At 68.8% G+C, this 17629-nt stretch carries 18 protein-coding genes; 10 read left to right on the plus strand and 8 right to left on the minus strand.

Features of this window, described 5'->3' with window-relative positions; all coding sequences use genetic code 11:
- The first annotated feature begins 80 nt into the window (after window positions 1-80).
- Window positions 81-926 (plus strand): hypothetical protein, encoded by an 846-nt coding sequence (locus ACG00X_RS09745; RefSeq protein ID WP_394487946.1) that lies wholly within the window; start codon window positions 81-83, stop codon window positions 924-926.
- 91 nt (window positions 927-1017) lie between these two features.
- Here ACG00X_RS09745 and lexA read toward each other — a convergent pair whose 3' ends face one another.
- A complete protein-coding gene (lexA, locus tag ACG00X_RS09750; RefSeq protein WP_394487947.1) occupies window positions 1018-1689 on the minus strand; it encodes a transcriptional repressor LexA in 672 nt (223 codons plus the stop codon).
- Window positions 1690-1773: 84 nt separating this feature from the next.
- Here lexA and ACG00X_RS09755 point away from each other — a divergent pair, with 84 nt between their 5' ends.
- Window positions 1774-2691, plus strand: coding sequence for an asparaginase (locus tag ACG00X_RS09755; RefSeq protein WP_394487948.1), 918 nt, complete (start codon window positions 1774-1776; stop codon window positions 2689-2691).
- Here ACG00X_RS09755 and ACG00X_RS09760 read toward each other — a convergent pair whose 3' ends face one another.
- Both ACG00X_RS09760 and ACG00X_RS09765 read right to left on the minus strand, forming a co-directional pair.
- Entirely contained in the window at window positions 2692-3126 is a 435-nt protein-coding gene (locus ACG00X_RS09760; protein ID WP_394487949.1) for an organic hydroperoxide resistance protein, read from the minus strand.
- 54 nt (window positions 3127-3180) lie between these two features.
- Window positions 3181-3657, minus strand: coding sequence for a MarR family winged helix-turn-helix transcriptional regulator (locus ACG00X_RS09765; protein WP_394487950.1), 477 nt, complete (start codon window positions 3655-3657; stop codon window positions 3181-3183).
- 168 nt (window positions 3658-3825) lie between these two features.
- Between ACG00X_RS09765 and ACG00X_RS09770 the strand changes: the two genes are divergently transcribed.
- The gene (locus ACG00X_RS09770; RefSeq protein WP_394487951.1) at window positions 3826-4188 is read left to right on the plus strand and encodes a DUF1304 domain-containing protein; all 363 of its coding nucleotides are present in this window, start codon (window positions 3826-3828) and stop codon (window positions 4186-4188) included.
- 20 nt (window positions 4189-4208) lie between these two features.
- Here ACG00X_RS09770 and ACG00X_RS09775 read toward each other — a convergent pair whose 3' ends face one another.
- Genes ACG00X_RS09775 through ACG00X_RS09785 form a run of 3 tightly spaced genes read right to left on the minus strand, consistent with a single transcriptional unit; the run spans window position 4209 to window position 6297 of the window.
- Window positions 4209-4748, minus strand: coding sequence for a chromate transporter (locus tag ACG00X_RS09775; protein ID WP_394487953.1), 540 nt, complete (start codon window positions 4746-4748; stop codon window positions 4209-4211).
- A complete protein-coding gene (locus ACG00X_RS09780; protein WP_394487954.1) occupies window positions 4745-5293 on the minus strand; it encodes a chromate transporter in 549 nt (182 codons plus the stop codon). The genes ACG00X_RS09775 and ACG00X_RS09780 overlap by 4 nt, the downstream gene beginning before the upstream one ends.
- A complete protein-coding gene (locus ACG00X_RS09785) occupies window positions 5290-6297 on the minus strand; it encodes a D-2-hydroxyacid dehydrogenase family protein (RefSeq protein ID WP_394487956.1) in 1008 nt (335 codons plus the stop codon). The genes ACG00X_RS09780 and ACG00X_RS09785 overlap by 4 nt, the downstream gene beginning before the upstream one ends.
- A gap of 146 nt (window positions 6298-6443) precedes the next feature.
- Here ACG00X_RS09785 and ACG00X_RS09790 point away from each other — a divergent pair, with 146 nt between their 5' ends.
- The 7 genes from ACG00X_RS09790 to ACG00X_RS09820 all read left to right on the plus strand — a co-directional run bounded on the left by ACG00X_RS09790 (window position 6444) and on the right by ACG00X_RS09820 (window position 15837).
- Window positions 6444-6953 (plus strand): DUF1993 domain-containing protein, encoded by a 510-nt coding sequence (locus tag ACG00X_RS09790; RefSeq protein WP_394487957.1) that lies wholly within the window; start codon window positions 6444-6446, stop codon window positions 6951-6953.
- Between the two features lie 130 nt (window positions 6954-7083).
- Window positions 7084-8940 carry an O-linked N-acetylglucosamine transferase, SPINDLY family protein gene (locus ACG00X_RS09795; protein ID WP_394487958.1) on the plus strand — a complete coding sequence of 619 codons (1857 nt, stop codon included), beginning with the start codon at window positions 7084-7086 and terminating at the stop codon, window positions 8938-8940.
- Between the two features lie 24 nt (window positions 8941-8964).
- Window positions 8965-11328, plus strand: a complete 2364-nt coding sequence (locus ACG00X_RS09800) for a type I secretion system permease/ATPase (RefSeq protein ID WP_394487959.1) — start codon at window positions 8965-8967, stop codon at window positions 11326-11328.
- Between the two features lie 3 nt (window positions 11329-11331).
- Window positions 11332-12540 carry an HlyD family type I secretion periplasmic adaptor subunit gene (locus ACG00X_RS09805; RefSeq protein WP_394487960.1) on the plus strand — a complete coding sequence of 403 codons (1209 nt, stop codon included), beginning with the start codon at window positions 11332-11334 and terminating at the stop codon, window positions 12538-12540.
- A gap of 111 nt (window positions 12541-12651) precedes the next feature.
- Entirely contained in the window at window positions 12652-13989 is a 1338-nt protein-coding gene (locus ACG00X_RS09810) for a TolC family protein (protein WP_394487961.1), read from the plus strand.
- Window positions 13990-14008: 19 nt separating this feature from the next.
- Window positions 14009-14701 (plus strand): glycosyltransferase, encoded by a 693-nt coding sequence (locus ACG00X_RS09815; protein WP_394487962.1) that lies wholly within the window; start codon window positions 14009-14011, stop codon window positions 14699-14701.
- A 14-nt stretch (window positions 14702-14715) separates the two neighbouring features.
- A complete protein-coding gene (locus ACG00X_RS09820; protein WP_394487963.1) occupies window positions 14716-15837 on the plus strand; it encodes a UDP-galactopyranose/dTDP-fucopyranose mutase family protein in 1122 nt (373 codons plus the stop codon).
- Window positions 15838-15868: 31 nt separating this feature from the next.
- Here the strand turns inward: ACG00X_RS09820 and ACG00X_RS09825 are convergent, their stop codons facing one another.
- A complete protein-coding gene (locus ACG00X_RS09825) occupies window positions 15869-16636 on the minus strand; it encodes a DUF4422 domain-containing protein (protein ID WP_394487964.1) in 768 nt (255 codons plus the stop codon).
- Complete coding sequence (locus tag ACG00X_RS09830) at window positions 16633-17595, minus strand: glycosyltransferase family protein (protein WP_394487965.1); 963 nt, start codon at window positions 17593-17595, stop codon at window positions 16633-16635. The genes ACG00X_RS09825 and ACG00X_RS09830 overlap by 4 nt, the downstream gene beginning before the upstream one ends.
- Window positions 17596-17629 lie beyond the last annotated feature (34 nt).

Below are 17629 nucleotides of genomic sequence, written 5' to 3' on the forward strand. Positions count from 1 at the left end.
TGACGGCTTTTTCAGCCCGCTTCGGCGGGCTTTTTTCATGGTGTCATCGCAGTGTCATCTGCATGTCAAAGACTGGCGCCATGAACAACACAACAACGACAACAACGTTCAACCTTCCCACACGCATTCGCCACTGGTGGGCCCGACGGGCCGAGCCCGGCCGGGCCCGGGTGCTGCGCCGGCGCTACGCCGTTGCGAGCGTCGCCGCCGGCCGCATCCCGCCGGAGGTGCGTGCGGCCTGGGCGCGGCTGGCGCCCGACGAATTTCCTGGCCTGGCGATCGACGACGCGGCATGGCTGCGGTGTTCGCTGGGGCTGGCCCAGTTCTTCGATGTCTGCCGGCGGCAGCAGGCCAGCGGCCCCTGCGCATTGCCGAGCAAGGCGGCCGATTCGGTGTGGCATGTCTGGTTGCAGACCGACCCCGCAGGCCTGGCGCACTGGCAGCAGCGCTGTTTTGGCCAGGTCGTCGAGCACCGCGAAGCGCAGGCACTCGGTGAGCCGCTGGAGGCTTGTCTGGCCCGGAGCTGGGTGGGCGCCTGCCGCAGCGAGGGCATCAGCCCGCTCGGGCCACGCCTGCCGCTGATGTTCGCGCTGGATGGCTGGGTGGGCGTGCCGACCGGCTGGGCCTACCAGCACCGGCGCGGCACGCTGGCGCACCAGCAGATCGACGGTTTTGGCCGCCCGGCCGGCAGCGTCGTCATGCATGCGGGTATCGCCGGCGGCGGCCTGGTCGCGTTGGGGCTGATGACCGACGCGGAGCTGAAGGCCGAGGAGCGTCGCCGCCAGGGGAGTGACAGTGGCAGCACCGGCGGCGGTGACTGGAGCGATGCGGGCTCCAGCGACGCCTGCGATGCGAGCTCGGATGCCAGCAGCGGTTCGAGCTGCGGGTCGAGTTGTGGTTCCGGCTGCGGCGGGGGCGGCGACTGAAGGGCGCTCGGATCGACGATCTACGGAGCGCCGGCCGCTGCGGCGCTCGTCAAGCGCTGCTCAAAACGTCTTGCGATGCCTGTGTGAGTGTTCAGTTGAAGCCTCGGCCGCGAATCAGGCCGACGGCCAGGCCTTCGATGGCGAACTGCTCGGTGCGCTCGTCGATGAGGATGGGTTCGAAATCCGCGTTCTCGGGCAGCAGCTGAATGCCCGCTGGCCCGCGCTTGAAGCGCTTGACGGTGACTTCGTCGCCCAGGCGGGCCACGACGATCTGGCCGTTGCGGGCCTCCTTGGCCGACTGGACCGCGAGCAGGTCGCCGTCGAGGATGCCGATGTCCTTCATGCTCATGCCCTTGACCCTGAGCAGGTAATCGGGGCGGCTGGCGAACAGGCTGGGCTCCACGGCGTAGGTCTGTTCGATGTGTTCCTGCGCCAGGATGGGCGCGCCGGCGGCGACGCGGCCGATCAGCGGCAGTGTCAGCTGGGCGAGGGCAGGGATGGGCAGCTGGATCTGGCGCGCGCGATTCAAGGCGCTGAGCGCGTCCGACTTCAGGCGGATGCCGCGCGAGGTGCCGCCCACCAGTTCGAGCATGCCTTTGCGCGCGAGGGCCTGGAGGTGTTCCTCGGCCGCATTGGCCGACTTGAAACCGAGCTCGGCGGCGATTTCGGCGCGGGTGGGCGGAGCGCCGGTGCTTGCGATCGCGTTGCGGACGAGATCAAAGATCTGCTGCTGGCGGGCGGTAAGCTTGGGTTGGTCTTGCACAGGCGGCCTTTTCGTATGGCTGGCAATTTGTCCAGCAACTGTATTTTTGTCCAGGAATCTCGCAAATTGCAAACCCATGACCGTTTGATCGTCATTCTGGGCACCGGCGGCACCATCGCCGGCACGGCGCGCACGGCCAGCGATGGCGTGGGCTACACGGCCGCACAGCTCCGGGTGGAGGACCTGCTGGCGGCGGTGCCGGCGCTCGCGGCACAGCGCCTGGAGGCCCATCAAGTGGCCCAGCTGGACAGCAAGGACATGGACTTCGCCACCTGGCAGCGGCTGGCCAGCGCCGTGCACCAGCATCTGGCGCGGCCGGAGGTGGCCGGTGTCGTCATCACGCATGGCACCGACACGCTGGAGGAGACGGCTTATTTCCTGCACCGCGTGCTGGCGCCGGCCAAGCCGGTGGTGCTGACGGCCGCCATGCGGCCGGCCACGGCGCTCGCGCCCGATGGGCCGCAGAATCTGTTCGACGCCGTGCAGGTGGCGGCTGCGCCGGGGGCTGCCGGCGTCGTCGTGGCGATCGCGGGGCGGGTGCACGATGCCGTGCAGGTGCGCAAGACCCACAGCTACCGCGTCGACGCCTTCGAGTCGTCGGACGGCGCGCTGGTGGCGCGGGTGGAGGAGGGTGTTGTGCGCCCTCTGGGGCGCTGGCCCGCCGGCGCGGCCCTGGGCCTGGAGCGGGTGGCGACGGATGTCGAGCACTGGCCGAGGGTGGAGATGGTGTTCAACCATGCCGGCGCAGACGGCCGCATGGTGCGTGCGCTGCTGGATGCAGGCGTCGACGGCTTGGTGGCCGCCGGCACGGGCAATGGCACCTTGAGCACGTCGCTCGACGCGGCGCTGCGCGAGGCACAGGCCCGGGGTGTGCGCGTCGTGCGCAGCACCCGCTGCGATGCCGGGCCGGTGATGGACCTGCCCGGCCTGTTGCCGGCGGCCGGCGCGTTGAGCCCGGTCAAGGCCAGGGTCGAGCTGATCCTGGCCTTGCTGGCGCGCTGATCAGACGATGGTCAGCGTGACGTCCACGTTGCCGCGCGTGGCGTTGGAGTAGGGGCAGACCTCGTGGGCTGCGGCCACGAGTTGCTCAACCACGTCGCGGGCCAGGCCCGGCACGGAGATCTTCATGTCGACCGAGATGCCGAAGGCGCCCGGCTTGTTGGCGTGAGGGCCGATGCCGACGTCGGACGTGATGGAGACGTCCGCCGGCAGGCTGAGCTTCTGGCGGCCGGCGACGGCCTTCAGCGCGCCGATGAAGCAAGCCGAATAGCCGGCCGCGAACAGCTGCTCGGGATTGGTGCCGGGGGCGCCGTCGCCGCCGAGTTGCTTGGGCGTGGTCAGGACCACGTCCAGCGCGCCGTCGGACGACTTGGCAGTGCCGGCGCGGCCGCCGGTGGCGGTGGCGGTGGCGGTGTAGAGGGATTTTTCGATGGCCATGAGGGCTCCTTGGGGTGGGTTGGGGAACGGGAACAGGAAACGGTCAACCAACGGTCAACTGCCGGCGGCCTTCGCCAGCTGCTGGCGCAGTTCATGCAGACGCTGCGTGAGCGACACGAGTTCATCCAGCTCGCAGGCGCTGGCGCAGGCCAGTTGTTCGGGGATGTCCAGCGCCTGGGTGCGCAGGCCGCGGCCGGCGGGCGTGAGCAGCAGGTCGACCCGCCGCTCGTCGTCGCTGGCGCGGCGGCGCTCGACCAGGCCTTGCTGCTCCAGCCGCTTGAGCAGTGGCGTCAGCGTGCCCGAGTCCAGCGACAGACGCTGGCCGATCTGGCCGACGCTCAGGCCGTCGGCCTCCCACAGCACCAGCATGACCAGGTACTGCGGGTAGGTCAGCCCCAGCGGCGCCAGCAGCGGCTTGTAGAGCTTCGTCATCGCCAGCGAGCTGCTGTAGAGGGCGAAGCACAGCTGATGGTCCAGCTGTAGCCATTGCGCGCGGCTGTCGTCTGGGGTGGAGGCCTTGCCGGAGTTCATGACTGAAAATATAGTTGCAAATTAAATTGCACACAATCATTGTGGTTTTTGGTCGATGGCGGTGCCTGCACGTCGGCATCTTCGCCGCCGTGTGTGTCGACGTGGCGACATCGGCCATGGGCCGATCTGCGAGGATGCGCGTCCATTTGAATGACGAGGAGACGGGTGATGTTGATCGCGGCCATCGTGCTGGCGGCGCTGGTGGCGCTGCTGCACGTGTATTTCCTGGTGCTGGAAATGTTCTTCTGGACCAAGCCGCTGGGCCGCAAGGCCTTCGGGCTCAAGGCCGATTTCGCCGAGCAGAGCAAGACGCTGGCCGCCAACCAGGGGCTCTACAACGGTTTTCTGGCCGCAGGCCTGCTGTGGGGCCTCGTGCAGGACGCCGGCAGCGCCGGCCGGCCGTGGCTGGTGTTCTTCCTGGGCTGCGTCATCGTGGCGGGCGTCTATGGCGCGCTGACGGTGTCACGCAAGATCCTGTTCGTGCAGGGCGTGCCGGCGTTGCTGGCGCTTGCGGCGCTGTTGATGGCCTGACGCGCTTGCGCCTGGGTGGGCTACACGAGGCCCAGAACGCCCAGGACGCCGCCGCCCAGCACCATCCAGACCAGGCCCAGTCGCGTCTTGAGCGTCAGCAGCACCGTGGTGGCGATCAGCGCCACGGTGCCCCACCGATGGTCGTCGGCGCGCAGGAAGGGCTGCGCGAGCAGCCAGCCGGTGGCGATGATGAGGCCCAACGTCAGCGGCATAATGCCGGCCGAGAACGCCCGCACCGCCAGGTGCTCGCGATTCGCCCGTGCCCAGCGCGTGGCGGAGAGCGTCAGCAGCGTCGACGGCAGCATGATGCCGCCCATGGCCGCGATGGCGCCGGGCAGGCCCGCGACATTCCAGCCGAGCACGGCGACGAACAAGATGTTCGGGCCGGGCGCTGCCTGGGCCAGCGCGATGGAGGTCGTGAAGTCGGTGTCGCTCAGCCAGCCGGTCTGCTCGACGAGGTAGCGGTGCATCTCCGGTACCGTCGTGATCGCGCCGCCGATGGACATCGGCGACAGCATCAGGAAGTGCAGGAACAGGCCTGCGCAGGCGGCGGTGTTCATTTCATGCGCCACCAGGCCAGCGCCATGCCGGCGCCGCCCACGAGTGCCAGCACGCCGATCAGCGGCCAACGCAGCACGCCGATCAGCACCAAGGCCGCCAGCGCCAGGCCGAAGGCTGCCGGCTTCCCGAGTGGGCTCTTGTTGAGTGCCGGCAGCAGCTTGAAGCCTGTGGCGAGCACCAGGCCGCTGGCCACCGCGCCCATGCCGCGCAGCGCGTTGGCCGCCACCGGGTGCGCATGCAGCTGGCCGTAGGCCGCCGCCAGGCACAGCACGATGACGGCGGGCGCGGCCAGCATGCCGGCCAGCGCGGCCATGGCGCCGCGCGTACCGAAGAACCGGTCGCCCACCATCATCGACAGGTTGACCACATTGGGGCCCGGCAGCACCTGGGCGATGGCCAGTGTCTCCACGAATTCCTCGCGGGTCATCCAGCCCAGACGCTCCACGAGCTCGCGCTGCGCCACGGCCAGCACGCCGCCAAAGCCCTGCAGCGCCAGGCGCGAGAAGGCCAGGAACAGTGCGGTGAGACTGGCCGGGCGGTTCACCGGTGGACCTTCAGCGCCTCGGGGTTGATGATGTGCGTGGGCTGGGACTTCAGGAAGTTCAGCACGTTGTCGAACGCGGCGTCGAAATACAGCTCGTAGCTGTCCTGCTCGACATAGCCGATGTGCGGCGTGCAGACGGCGTTTTCCAGCCGCAGCAGGGGGTGGCCTTGCAGGATGGGCTCGCTCTCGAAGACATCGATGGCGGCCATGCCCGGGCGGCCGCGGTTGAGTGCCGAGACGAGCGCGCCCTCGGTCACCAGCTCGGCGCGCGAGGTGTTGACGAACAGCGCCGTCGGCTTCATCTGCGCAAGGTCTTCGGGCGTGACGATGCCGCGGGTCGCGTCGCACAGGCGCAGGTGCACCGACACGACGTCGGCCTCGCCGAAGAAGGCCTCGCGGCTGTGCGCCGCGCGATAACCGTCCGCCAGGGCGCGCTGCCGCGAAGCCTCGCTGCCCCAGACCAGCACGTCCATGCCGAACGCGCGGCCGTAGCCGGCCACGAGCTGGCCGATCTTGCCGTAGCCCCAGATGCCCAGCGTCTTGCCGCGCAGCACCATGCCCACGCCGAAATTGGCGGGCATGGACGCCGCCTTGAGCCCCGCCTGCTGCCAGGCGCCATGCTTGAGGTTGCCGATGTACTGTGGCAGCCGGCGCATCGAGGCCATGATCAGCGCCCAGGTCAGTTCGGCCGGCGCCACCGGGTTGCCCCCGCCTTCGGCGACGGCGATGCCCAGTCGCGTGCAGGCGTCCACGTCGATGTGGCTGCCCACGCGCCCGGTCTGCGAGATGAGCCGGAGCCGGGGGAGTTTTTCCAGCAGTTGACGGGGGAAGGCGGTGCGTTCGCGGATCAGCACGAGCACCTCGGCGTCCCGCAGGCGCACGGACAGCTGACCGATGCCTTTGACCGTGTTGGTGAACACCTTGGCGTTCAGTGGCTCCAGCTTGGACGCGCAGCGCAGCTTGCGAACGGCGTCTTGGTAGTCATCGAGGATGATCACATTCATGGTCGGGGCCTGTGCGGGCCGCCCGGAGCCGCACAGGCGGTGGGCGCCGCAGGCAAGGGCGTCACATCGTGGGGCATTGTGCCTGTGGTGCCAGCAGCCTCCCGCCAGGCTGGCTACGATTGTTTTCCCCTCAACGGAACGAACCCATGACCACGATTTCTATGCATTCGGCCAGTGCGCCCGCCCTGGCCAAGATGCTGGGCAACATGCTCACCTGGCTGGAGGCCGCTAAGGCCCATGCCACGGCCAAGAACTTCTCGACCGACGTCTACCTGACGCTGCGCCTGGCGCCCGACATGCTGCCGTTCACCAAGCAGATCCAGATCGCCAGCGATGCCGCCAAGGGCTGCGTCGCGCGATTGGCTGGCCAGGACGTGCCCAGCTACAAGGACGACGAAGCGACGCTGGACGACCTGGCCGAGCGCATCCGCAAGACGCGCGATTTCGTGCTGTCGGTGCCCGCCGCAGCGTTTGCGGGCAGCGAGAGCCGCGAGATCACCATCCCGCGCCGCGTCGGCGACCCGCTGAAGTTCGACGGGCTGAGCTATCTGCAGCATTTCGCGTTGCCCAACTTCTATTTCCATGCGACGACCACGTACGCGCTGCTGCGCCACGCCGGCGTGCCGCTGGGCAAGTTGGACTACCTCGGCGGCTGACGCGGCGGGCGGGCGAGCCCCGGGACTCGCCCCGGGTGGGAAAAGCTACGCAATCCGGCGCCAATTCCAGTCGCGTTGATCCGGCGAACTCCGGACAATTGGGGGAGATCCCATCAGATCAACCTCCCCCATGGATATGACACCTCCTACCGCCGCGGAGACCCAAGGACTCGCCCTCGTCGAGCAGTGGCTGCTGCAGGCCCGGGGCGGGCAGTGGCCATTGCCCCAGCTGATGGAGGCCGCGTCGCGCCTGCAGGCGGCGGGCGCGCTGGGGGCGGCGGCGCTGCTCTACAAGACCTGGGTCGAGCACACCGACACGCCGTTCCGGCATGTCGCCTGCTTCAACTGGGGCGCGGTGCTGGGTGAGTTGCGCCAGCACGGCGAGGCCGAGCGGGTCTACCGCCTCGCGCTGGCAGCCGTGCCGAACTTCGCCCAGGCCAAGCTCAACCTCGGGCACCAGCTGGAGCACCAGGGGCGCTCGGAGGAGGCGCTCGCGCTGTGGCGCGAGGTGTATGAAGACGGGTCGCCGCAGGGCGTGGGCACCGATGTGCGCACCTTGCACCTGCATGCGCTGAACAACGCGGCCCGGCTGCTGGAAGTGCTGCGCCGCTACGACCAGGCTGAGGCGCTGATGCGCCGGTCGCTGCTGCTGGACCCGCGCCAGAGCGATGTCGCGCAGCACTATGTGCATCTGCGGCAGAAGCAATGCGCCTGGCCGGTGTACGAGACCTTTGGTGACGTCACCCACAACCACCTGCTGACCAGCACGTCCTTGCTGGCCATGCTGGACGAGACGGACGACCCCGCGCTGCAGCTCATGTCGGCCCAGCGCTTCGTGTACGAGAAGGTGCCCAAGATCAAGGCGCCGGCGCTGCACCAGGGGCGCCAGCGCGAGGGGCGCATCAAGGTCGGTTATCTGTCCGGCGACCTGTGCATGCATGCCGTCGGCCTGCTGACGGCCGAGCTGTACGAACTGCACGACCGCAGCCGCTTCGAGGTGCATGCCTTCTGCTGGAGCAAGCAGGACGGCACGCCCCTGCAGGCGCGCCTGCGTGCCGCGATGGACCACTACACATCGCTGCATGCGCTCAGCGACGCCGAGGCGGCGCAGCGCATCGCGGAGGCCGGCATCGATGTGCTGGTGGATCTGCAGGGGCTCACCAACGGCGCGCGTCCCGGCATCCTGGCCCACCGGCCGGCGCCCATCCAGGTCAGCTACCTGGGCCTGCCGGCCACCTCGGCGCTACCTGGCGTGGACTGGATCATCGCCGACCGCTACGTCATGCCGCCGCAGTCGCTGCCCTATCACACCGAGCGGCCCATCTATCTGCCGCATTGCTACCAGGTCAGCGACCGCAAGCGCGAGGCGTCGGTGCCGCCGAGCCGGGCCGAGGCCGGGCTGCCGGAGTCGGGCTTCGTCTACTGCGCGTTCAACAACAACCACAAGATGAGCGAGCCGGTCTGGCGCACGTGGATGCGTGTGCTGCGCCAGGTGCCGGGCAGCGTGCTGTGGCTGCTGGCGGACAACGACTTCGCCAAGGCCAACCTGAGCCGCGTGGCGGCGCAGGAGGGGGTCGACCCGGCGCGCCTCGTGTTCGCGCCGCGCGCCTTGCCCGCCGACTACCTCGCGCGCTTCGCCGTGGCCGACCTGTTCCTCGACACCTTCCCGTACAACGCCGGCACGACCGCCAGCGATTGCCTGTGGATGGGCACGCCGCTGCTGACGCGCTCGGGCCGCAGCTACATCTCGCGCATGGCCGGCAGCCTGCTGACGGCCGTGGGCTTGCCCGACCTCATCACCACCAGCATCGAGGAATACGAGGCGAGGGCGGTGCAGATCGGCCTGCAGCCGGCACGCGCCGCGTCGTACAAGCGCTACCTGCGCGAGTTCGGCCGCCAGTCGCCGCTGTTTGATATTCCGGCCATGGTGTGCGATCTTGAGGCCGAGTTCGAGCGCCTGGCCCTGAAGGCCCGCGCCGAGCGCTGAGCCTCACGCTGACGCCCGCCCCGCATGCCCCAGCGCCACGACACCTTCTTCGACGCCCCCGCCGGTGGGCGCCCGGGGTTGCGCCTGGCGGCCAACGGTGAGCCGCCGCCGGCGCCGGACCCGGTCGCCGAAAGCCTGGATGACCTGTCGCAACAGGGCATCGGCGACCCGCTGCTGCAGAGCCTGTCGTGGCTGACGGGCCACCACGGCCGCCCGCGCTCGACGGCCTCGCTGCGCGCCGGCTTCCCCGCCGAAGGCGTGCTGACGCCGCCGGACGCCGTGCGCCTGATGCGCGAGGCGGGCTACAACGCCGGCCTGCTGCGCAAGGGCATCGACGAGATCAACGGCCTGCTGCTGCCGGCCGTGCTGCTGCTCAATGGCGGCGATGCCTGCGTGCTGGTGCGCCGGCTGGACGACCCGACCACCGTCGCGGCGGGCAGTTGCCGCTACGAGGTGGTGTTCCCCGGGCCGGAGGCGGCCGCCGTGCCGGCCACGACGGCCGAACTGGAGCCGGAGTTCAGCGGCTTCCTGCTGGTGGCGTCGCCGGTGCTCGGCACCGATGCGTCGCGCCGCGAGGCCGCCGCCGAGTCTGGCCAGGGGGTACTGGGTGACTCGCACTGGCTCTGGAGTGCGCTCAAGCGCTTCGTGCCCTACTACCGCGCGGCCATGGTGGCGGCGCTGCTCAGCAATGTGCTGATGCTGGTGTCGGGGCTGGTCACGTCGGTCATCTACGACAAGGTCATTCCGCACCAGGCGACGGTGACGCTGTGGACGCTCGCCGTGGGTGCCGCCGCAGCGCTGCTTTTCGACCTGTTCGCGCGGCAGTTGCGCGCCCACCTGATCGACCTGGCCGGCCGCAAGACGGACCTGATCGTCGGTGCCAAGCTGTTCCGCCAGGCGCTGGGCGTGCGCATGGAGCACCGGCCGCCGTCGGCCGGCGCCTATGCGCACTACCTGGCGCAGATCGAGATGGTGCGCGACTTCTTCACGTCCGCCACGATGTCGGCGCTGAGCGATCTGCCGTTCATCCTGATCTTCGTCGCGATGACCTTCGTCATCGGCGGCCCGCTCGGCTGGGTGCTGGTCATCGCCATTCCGCTGGTGGTGGGCTTCAACCTGCTGCTGCAGGGGCGGCTGCGGCGCGCCATGCGCACGAACATGCGTGAATCCGCCGACCTGCACGGCACGCTGGTTGAAGCCATCGAGGGGCTGGAGGACCTCAAGTCCTCCGGCGCCGAAGGGCGCTTCCTGCACCGCTACGAGCACAGCATGGCGGTGGCGGCCGACTCCGGCCTGCGCGCACGCACGATGAGCAGCTGGACGATGAACCTGACCATGACCGTGCAGCAGCTGATCAACCTGATCATGCTGGTGTGGGGCGTGTACCTGATCCAGGACGGCCAGATCACCGCCGGTGCGCTGCTGGGCGCGGTGATGTTCGCCGGCCGCGCCACCATGCCGCTGAGCAGCGTGGTGGGGCTGGCCACGCGCTACCAGGGTGCCCGTGCGGCGATGGTGTCGCTGAACCAGATGATGACCGCGCCCACCGAGCGCGAAGCCGGCCGCAACTACGTCCCGCTGGCGCAGATCACCGGGCGCATGGCCCTGAACGACGTGGGCTTCGCCTACCCGGCCACGGAAGCGCAGGCGCCGAAGGTGTTGAAGGGCGTGTCGCTGCGCATCGGCGCCGGCGAGCGGGTGGCGATGCTGGGCCGCATCGGCAGCGGCAAGTCCACCATCCTGCGCCTGCTGGCCGGCCTGTACCAGCCGACCGAGGGCATGGTGGAGCTCGAAGGGATCGACCTGCGGCAGATCGACCCGGCCGAGTACCGCTCGCGCATTGGTTTCGTGTCGCAGGAGCCGCGGCTGTTCAACGGCACGCTGCGCGACAACGTGCTGATGGGCCGGCCGCTGGATTCGCAGCGGCTGGTGGAGGTGGCGCGCCTCACCGGGCTGGACCGTGTGGTGGCCGGCCACCCGATGGGCTGGGATCTGCCCGTCGGCGAGATGGGCGGCATGCTGTCGGGCGGCCAGCGGCAGCTGGTGGCGCTGGCGCGTGCGCTGGTGGGCCGGCCGCAAATCTTGTTGATGGACGAGCCGACCAGCTCGATGGATGCGCAGTCGGAGATTGCCTTCCTGCGGCAGCTGCGTGACGCCGCGACCGACTGCACCTTTGTCGTCGTGACCCACCGGCCGGCGGTGCTGGAGCTGGTGCAGCGGGTTGTCGTCGTCGATGGTGGGCGCCTGGTGCTGGACGGCCCGCGCGACCAGGTGCTGGCGGCGCTGTCGGGCGTGCGCCCGGCGGCCCAGCCCGCGCCGGCGGGCGAGGGTGCCAACCTGCACATGCACCCCGCGGCGCAGCCGGTGCAGCGCTCGGCCTCGGTCTGATCGATGAGCGTCTCGTCCGGGATGGATCGCCAGGAGCGACTGTTGGTGTCGCCAGCGCACGCCGCGCTGCTGGATGAGCCGCTGCCGCGCGCGGTCTGGGCCCTGTACCTGCTGCTGGCCGTGGTGGTGGCCGGCATCGCCTGGGCGGCCCTGGCGCGTGTGGACGAAATCACCCGCAGCGAAGGACGCGTCATTCCGGATGGGCGCGAGCAGGTCATTGCCAGCCTGGAGAGCGGCATCCTGAGCGAGCTGCTCGTGCGCGAGGGGCAGGAGGTGGAGGCCGGCCAGCCGCTGGCCCGCCTGGACCCGACCCGCGCCACGGCGGCGCAGAACGAGAGCCAGGCCAAGCGCCTGGCGCTGCTGGCGCAGGTGGCGCGTCTGCAGGCGGAAGCCTTCGGGCGGCCGTTGGCCTTCCCGCCCGAGGTCAAGGACAGCGAGCGCGTGGTGGCAGCCGAGACCGAGGTGTTCGAGGCGCGGCGCCGCGTGGTCGAGGAAGGCTCGGCCAGCACCGGGCGCAGCATCGAGCTGGTCCACAAGGAGCTGCGGCTGGCACGGGGCATGGCCGAGAAGGGGTTGATGTCCGACGTGGAGGTGATGCGGCTGACCCGCCAGGTCAACGAGCTGCAGGCGCAGCGCACGGAGCGCATCAGCCGGTTCCGCCAGGATGCCAGCGCCGAGCTGTCGCGGGCGCAGACGGAGCTCGCCCAGCTCGACGAACAGCTGGTGGTGCGCGCCGACACCATCAAGCACACCGAGCTGAAGTCGCCGGTGCGAGGCCTCGTCAAGTCGATCAAGATGAACACGCTGGGCGGCGTGGTGCCCGGCGGGTCGCCGCTGATGGATATCGTGCCGACCGGGCCACGCGTGCTGGTCGAGGCGCGGGTCAAGCCCAGCGACATCGGCTTCGTGCAGCTGGGCCAGCCGGCCATCGTCAAGCTCAACGGCTACGACTTCAACGTGATGGGCGGGCTGGAAGGCAAGATCGAGTACATCAGCCCGGATGCCCTGGGCGACACGGAGCGCGGCGCCCAGGGCGCTTACTACCGGGCCGTGGTTGCGGCCGACCGCAACAACCTCATGCACAAGGGCAAGCCGCTGCCGGTGATTCCCGGCATGACGGCCAGCGTGGAGATCCGTACGGGCGAGCGCTCGGTGCTGAGCTATCTGCTGCGGCCGATGCTGAAATCACGCGAGGCCTTGCGCGAGCGCTGAGATCTGATGGGCATTGCCCGCGCTGTTTCGGCGAGCCGCTGCCGGTCGACCGTGTTGAAGTACGGGTGTGGTCCATGAGACCGTCGAGCGACTTTGCCCGGGCTTGCCATGATGTTCGTACGCCAATCCTCCATTGCCTTGCTGGCCGTTCTGGCGCTTTGCAGCCGCCCGGCCCTCGCGCAACTGCGCTGCAACGAAGAGACGGCTCGCGCGGCCAGCACGGCCAGCGCGGCGGCACCGTCCGCCGAGCCGTCCGACCCGCGCAGCCAGCTGCAGCTGCTCGTCAGCCAGGTGCTGGGCCGCAGCAAGCAGATCGGCGCGGCGCACCTGCTGAAGCTGGCAGCCGAAGCCGACCTCGAAGAAGCGCGGGCGCAGCGCATGCCGACCCTGTCGGTCGGGCTCGGCACCTCCCGCGTCTCGGTGACGCCGGAACTCGGCCCCAAGGTCGAGGGCCAGCAGTCGCATGCCGGCTTCTCCATCACGGCGCCGCTGTACGACTCGGGGCGCATCACCAAGCTGACGGAATGGCGCAGCCAGCTGCTGGAGTCGGCCCGGCAGGGCAAGGCCAACGCCGAGGAGCAACTCTCGGTGCAGGTGGTCACGCTGGCCATGGACCGCAGCCGCTACCAGCTGCAGAGCCAGATCTACTCGCAGTACGTGCGGCGCATGGCCTGCCTGGTGGACGCGCTCGAGATGATCACCAAGCAGGACCGCGGCCGCAGCAGCGAACTCGTGCAGGCGCAGAAAAGCCTGCAGCAGGCGGACCTGTCGCTGGAGCAGTCGGCCACCTCGCTGCGCCAGACCGAAGTTCGCCTGCGCCGGCTGGCCGGCGAGCAGCTGCCGCCCATCGTCGGCATGAGCAATGTGCTGGCAGAGCTGCCCAAGCTGGAGGACATCATGGACGACGTGGCGAGAGGGCCGGACGTCGCCGCCGCCGACGCGCAGGCGCGCGCACAGCGCAGCTACACCGAATCCATCGTGGCCGGGCAACGCCCCAGCGTCAGCGTCTCGGTCACGGGCAACACCATCCGCGGGGTGGGCAAGCAGACCGACTGGGGCGCGGGCGTCAACGTGAACCTGCCGATCTACATCCCTGGCGCGGACGCGACGGTCACCTCGGCGCTGCGCCGCACGCAGGCCGCCGAGTTCCAGCGCGACGACCTCATCGAGTCCAAGCGCTTTCGGGCGCGCGAACTGCACGAGATGGCCACGAGCGCACTCGATCGCTCACGGCGCATCGCGGACCTTTTGCGCAACAGCGAGCGGGTGCGGGCATCCACGCTGGAGCAGTGGCAGCAGCTGGGCCGTCGATCGCTGTTCGACGTCATGTCGGCCGAGGGCGACTACTACGCCATGCGGGTGGCCCACGTGAACACGCTCTTCGACGCGGAACAGGTGATTGCCCTGATGTGGTCGCTGGGCCGCGGCGTCATGGTGCCGTTGCGTTGATTCTGCGGACACTTCGCGCATGCTGCTGCCCAAGCTCTCCCTCATCACCCACGTCTACAACCAGCCCGAAGGCATGGCCCGCCATGTCGAGTTCTGGAAGTCGCTGTCGCCCGCGCTCGCGGCCCAGCTCGAGTTCATCTGCGTGGACGACTTCTCCGACCCGCCGGTGCAGATCACGCGCGATGGCCTGAACCTGCGGCTGTTCCGTGTGTTGGACGACATCGACTGGAACATGCCGGGCTGCAAGAACCTTGGCGCCGTGATGGCCCGGGCCGACTGGCTGCTGTTCTTCGACCTGGACAACATGATCGACGAGCGCGGGCTGGAGATGCTGGTGGCGTCGCTGGACAAGCTCAAGCCCGACACGCTCTACAACTTCCGCCGTGTCGAAGAAGGCAAGGAGGTGGCCTCGCACATCAACACGCTGTTGATGACGCGCCGGGGCTTCTTCAAGGCGGGCGGGCTGGACGAGGATTTCGCCGGGCACTATGGCTACGAGGACGTCCATTTCCATCACATGTGGCGGCACCATGTCGGCCCCGAGGTGCTGCTGGTCGACATCGTGTTCACGCAGCTCGGCTTTCGCACCGAGACGCTCAACCGCGACACGTCCCGCAACCAGGCCCTGATCCACCACAAGATCCTGACGCTGGGCCACAAGGGCTCGGTCGGCAAGATGCGCTTTGCCTGGGCCGAGCAGCCGACGGAATGACGGAGAGTCAGTCGATGAAGCAGACCTTGAACATCGGCATGGCCGGCGCGGGCCTGTCCTGCGCGGTCATCGCACGCCTGCTGGCCGAGGCCGGCCATCGCGTGCAGCTGTTCGACCGCCGCAGCCATGTGGCGGGCAACTGCCACACCGAGCGCGACGGCGAGACCGGCGTGATGGTGCACACCTACGGCCCGCACATCTTCCACACGGACGACGACGAGGTCTGGGACTTCGTCAACCGCTACCAGCGCTTCATGCCGTACGTGAATCGCGTCAAGGCGACGACCGGTGGCCGCGTGTACTCGCTGCCGATCAACCTGCACACGATCAACCAGTTCTTCGGCCGCACCTTCAACCCCGCCGAGGCGCGCGCGTTCATCGAGGCGCAGGCCGACACGTCGATCACGGCGCCCCAGAGCTTCGAGGAGCAGGCGCTGCGCTTCATCGGCCGGCCGCTCTACGAGGCGTTCTTCAGGGGCTACACGCGCAAGCAGTGGGAGGTCGACCCGGCGCGCCTGCCGGCTGCCATCCTCAAGCGGCTGCCGGTGCGCTTCAACTACGACGACAACTATTTCGCCCACAAGCACCAGGGCATGCCGGAGCACGGCTACACGGCCATGGTCGAGCGCATCCTCGACCACCCTGGCATCGCCGTGACGCTGAACGCCGAGTTGTCGCCGTCGGCCGTCGGGGACTACGACCATGTGTTCTGGTCCGGCCCCATGGACGGCTTCTTCGGCTACGACCAGGGCCGGCTGCGCTACCGCACACTCGACTTCCAGAAGTTCTCCGGCCAGGGCGACCTGCAGGGCTGCGCGGTGATGAACTACACCGACGAGGCCGTGCCCTACACGCGCATCACCGAGCACAAGCACTTCTCGCCGTGGGAGCAGCATGCCGGGTCGGTGTGCTACCGGGAATTCAGCCGGGCCTGTGGCCCCGACGACATTCCCTACTACCCGGTTCACCTCACCGAAGGCGATGACCTCGTTCGCGCCTACCAGGCACGCGCGCAGGCGCAGCCGAATGTCACCTTCGTCGGCCGCCTGGGCACCTACCGCTACATGGACATGGACGTGACCATCCGCGAGGCCTTGAACGCGGCGCGCGCGTTCCTCGCGCGGCGCCAGGCCTAGGCGGGCGCCGGGCGCCGAGCGAGCTCCATCTTCAGGCGCCAGGCTCCATCCCGACGATGGGGGTCTCGTGCGTGCGCAGGCCCTCGGCGTGCAGGTAGAACATCATGAAGCGCTCCGCCAGGAAGCCGATGTAGCGGGCCTGGTACTTGTCCGCCGGCCGTTCGGCGCGCTCGAAGACTTCGTTCATCAGCGGGAACAGCTTGCTGCAGTAATGCTCGAACCGCTCCCAGCCGAAGATGAACATGTTGCAGTAGGTGAAGCGGTTGGAGTGGTCGAAGAAGCCGCGGTAGCGCCGGTACTCCGGGTTCTGCGCCATCAGCACGTCGACGAACAGCTGCCAGTGCGTCCGGTCGTGATGGGCCACGTACTCCTGTGCGATGGCGCCGCCCAGGCGGTAGGGCATGGGCACGATGGCGTCGGCGTAGGACAGCCATTGCAGCGCGCGCTGGCCGGATTCCTCGCTGGCCATGGCGTCCATCGCGGCGCGGGGCTCGTCGATGGGCACGCGCGGCGCATTCAGGAAGGAAGGGCCGAGGTAGAGGTAGCGGCGGTAGTGGTAGAGGCCGAAGTGCCGCACGTTCTTCAGGTTCTTCCACGCCCAGTAGAGCGCCGTCAGCTCGCAGAAGAAGGGATTCAGCGCCGAGATGTTCTCGCCGTCGGCGTCGCAGAAGGCGTCTGCCGCGTCCATGCGGAAGGCGCCCACCGTGCAGGGCTTGAGCCAGCTGGAATCCGGCCGTACGTAGTAGGGCTTGTGGAAGGTGGCCAGGACGAGCAGCTCGCGCGGGGTGTCGGTGTTCATGATGCGGGGTTGACCTTGGCGATGCCGCCGATACGGGCGATGACGGCGTTGATCGCCGCAACCAGCGTGTTGGCCTCGGCTTGCAGGCCGTAGTCGGCTTTCAGGCGGGCCATGCCGGGGGCCAGCACGGCTTGCAGGTCGGGGCGGCTGGCGAAGGCCGCCACCTCGTAGAACTTGCGGACGAAGTCGCGGATGTCGCCGAAGTCGGCCACGCGGAAGTTGGGCTCGTCCCAGTATTCGCGGCCACCCCAGCCCGGGTAGCCGAGCACCACGTTGCCCGACAGCGCGGCCTCGATGGGCGGCACGGGGCAGCCCTCGAAGTCGCTGAACGCGAGAAAGACCCGTGAGCTCGCCAGCTCCGCCGCCACCTGTGCCTCGCTCATGCCGTGGATAGCGCGGAACTCCCAGTCCGGGAACTCCTTGGCCAGCCAGGGCGCCACATTGTTGGCGTGGATCGGCAGCTTGCGCGGCATGTAGGTAACCTTGCGCGGCTTGTCGGCCAGCGGCTTGAAGCGCTCGGTGTCGACCGAGTATTTGCAGCGCAAGACCTTGTCCGAGATCTCCGGGAACACGGCGCTCAGCAGGCTGCTGGTGTCGTCGGAGATCGACAGCACCGCCTGCGCATTGCGGTAGCAGGCCTGCAGCTCGGGCATCGGCGCCGTCGGCAGCACCAGGTAGCCGTTCTGCACGAACATGCAGTAGCGGATGCCCATGCCGTGCAGCTGCGTGGCGAGGATGGTCATGATCTCCGGCACCATCACCAGGTCGGTCTGCTGCAGCTCGCCGAGGGAGATGATGGGGGCGCTGTTCTCGAACCAGTCGCAGCGGTAGCCGGGCTTGATGTGCATCACATAGGCGTCTGCCCCCAGCCGGCGCAGCAACTCCACGTGTTTGTAGATCACCTTGATGCCACCGGTCGGGCTGTTGCTGTCCGGGCTGACGTAAACGATGCGTGTCATGCCCTGATTTGAACAAAGGACGCCCGCGTGCAGC

It is taken from the genome of Pelomonas nitida, assembly GCF_043555975.1.
GTDB classification, from domain to species: Bacteria; Pseudomonadota; Gammaproteobacteria; order Burkholderiales; family Burkholderiaceae_C; genus Pelomonas; species Pelomonas nitida.

What these genes read in the sequence shown, in the direction of transcription:
- ACG00X_RS09815 (WP_394487962.1), top strand. Translation starts at nt 14,009, where the DNA reads ATGCTGCTGCCCAAGCTCTCCCTCATCACCCACGTCTACAACCAGCCC.
- ACG00X_RS09785 (WP_394487956.1), bottom strand. Translation starts at nt 6,297, where the DNA reads ATGAATGTGATCATCCTCGATGACTACCAAGACGCCGTTCGCAAGCTG.
- ACG00X_RS09775 (WP_394487953.1), bottom strand. Translation starts at nt 4,748, where the DNA reads ATGAACACCGCCGCCTGCGCAGGCCTGTTCCTGCACTTCCTGATGCTG.
- ACG00X_RS09825 (WP_394487964.1), bottom strand. Translation starts at nt 16,636, where the DNA reads ATGAACACCGACACCCCGCGCGAGCTGCTCGTCCTGGCCACCTTCCAC.
- ACG00X_RS09745 (WP_394487946.1), top strand. Translation starts at nt 81, where the DNA reads ATGAACAACACAACAACGACAACAACGTTCAACCTTCCCACACGCATT.
- ACG00X_RS09820 (WP_394487963.1), top strand. Translation starts at nt 14,716, where the DNA reads ATGAAGCAGACCTTGAACATCGGCATGGCCGGCGCGGGCCTGTCCTGC.
- ACG00X_RS09760 (WP_394487949.1), bottom strand. Translation starts at nt 3,126, where the DNA reads ATGGCCATCGAAAAATCCCTCTACACCGCCACCGCCACCGCCACCGGC.
- ACG00X_RS09765 (WP_394487950.1), bottom strand. Translation starts at nt 3,657, where the DNA reads ATGAACTCCGGCAAGGCCTCCACCCCAGACGACAGCCGCGCGCAATGG.
- ACG00X_RS09795 (WP_394487958.1), top strand. Translation starts at nt 7,084, where the DNA reads ATGGATATGACACCTCCTACCGCCGCGGAGACCCAAGGACTCGCCCTC.
- ACG00X_RS09790 (WP_394487957.1), top strand. Translation starts at nt 6,444, where the DNA reads ATGACCACGATTTCTATGCATTCGGCCAGTGCGCCCGCCCTGGCCAAG.
- ACG00X_RS09800 (WP_394487959.1), top strand. Translation starts at nt 8,965, where the DNA reads ATGCCCCAGCGCCACGACACCTTCTTCGACGCCCCCGCCGGTGGGCGC.
- ACG00X_RS09830 (WP_394487965.1), bottom strand. Translation starts at nt 17,595, where the DNA reads ATGACACGCATCGTTTACGTCAGCCCGGACAGCAACAGCCCGACCGGT.
- ACG00X_RS09805 (WP_394487960.1), top strand. Translation starts at nt 11,332, where the DNA reads ATGAGCGTCTCGTCCGGGATGGATCGCCAGGAGCGACTGTTGGTGTCG.
- ACG00X_RS09810 (WP_394487961.1), top strand. Translation starts at nt 12,652, where the DNA reads ATGTTCGTACGCCAATCCTCCATTGCCTTGCTGGCCGTTCTGGCGCTT.
- ACG00X_RS09770 (WP_394487951.1), top strand. Translation starts at nt 3,826, where the DNA reads ATGTTGATCGCGGCCATCGTGCTGGCGGCGCTGGTGGCGCTGCTGCAC.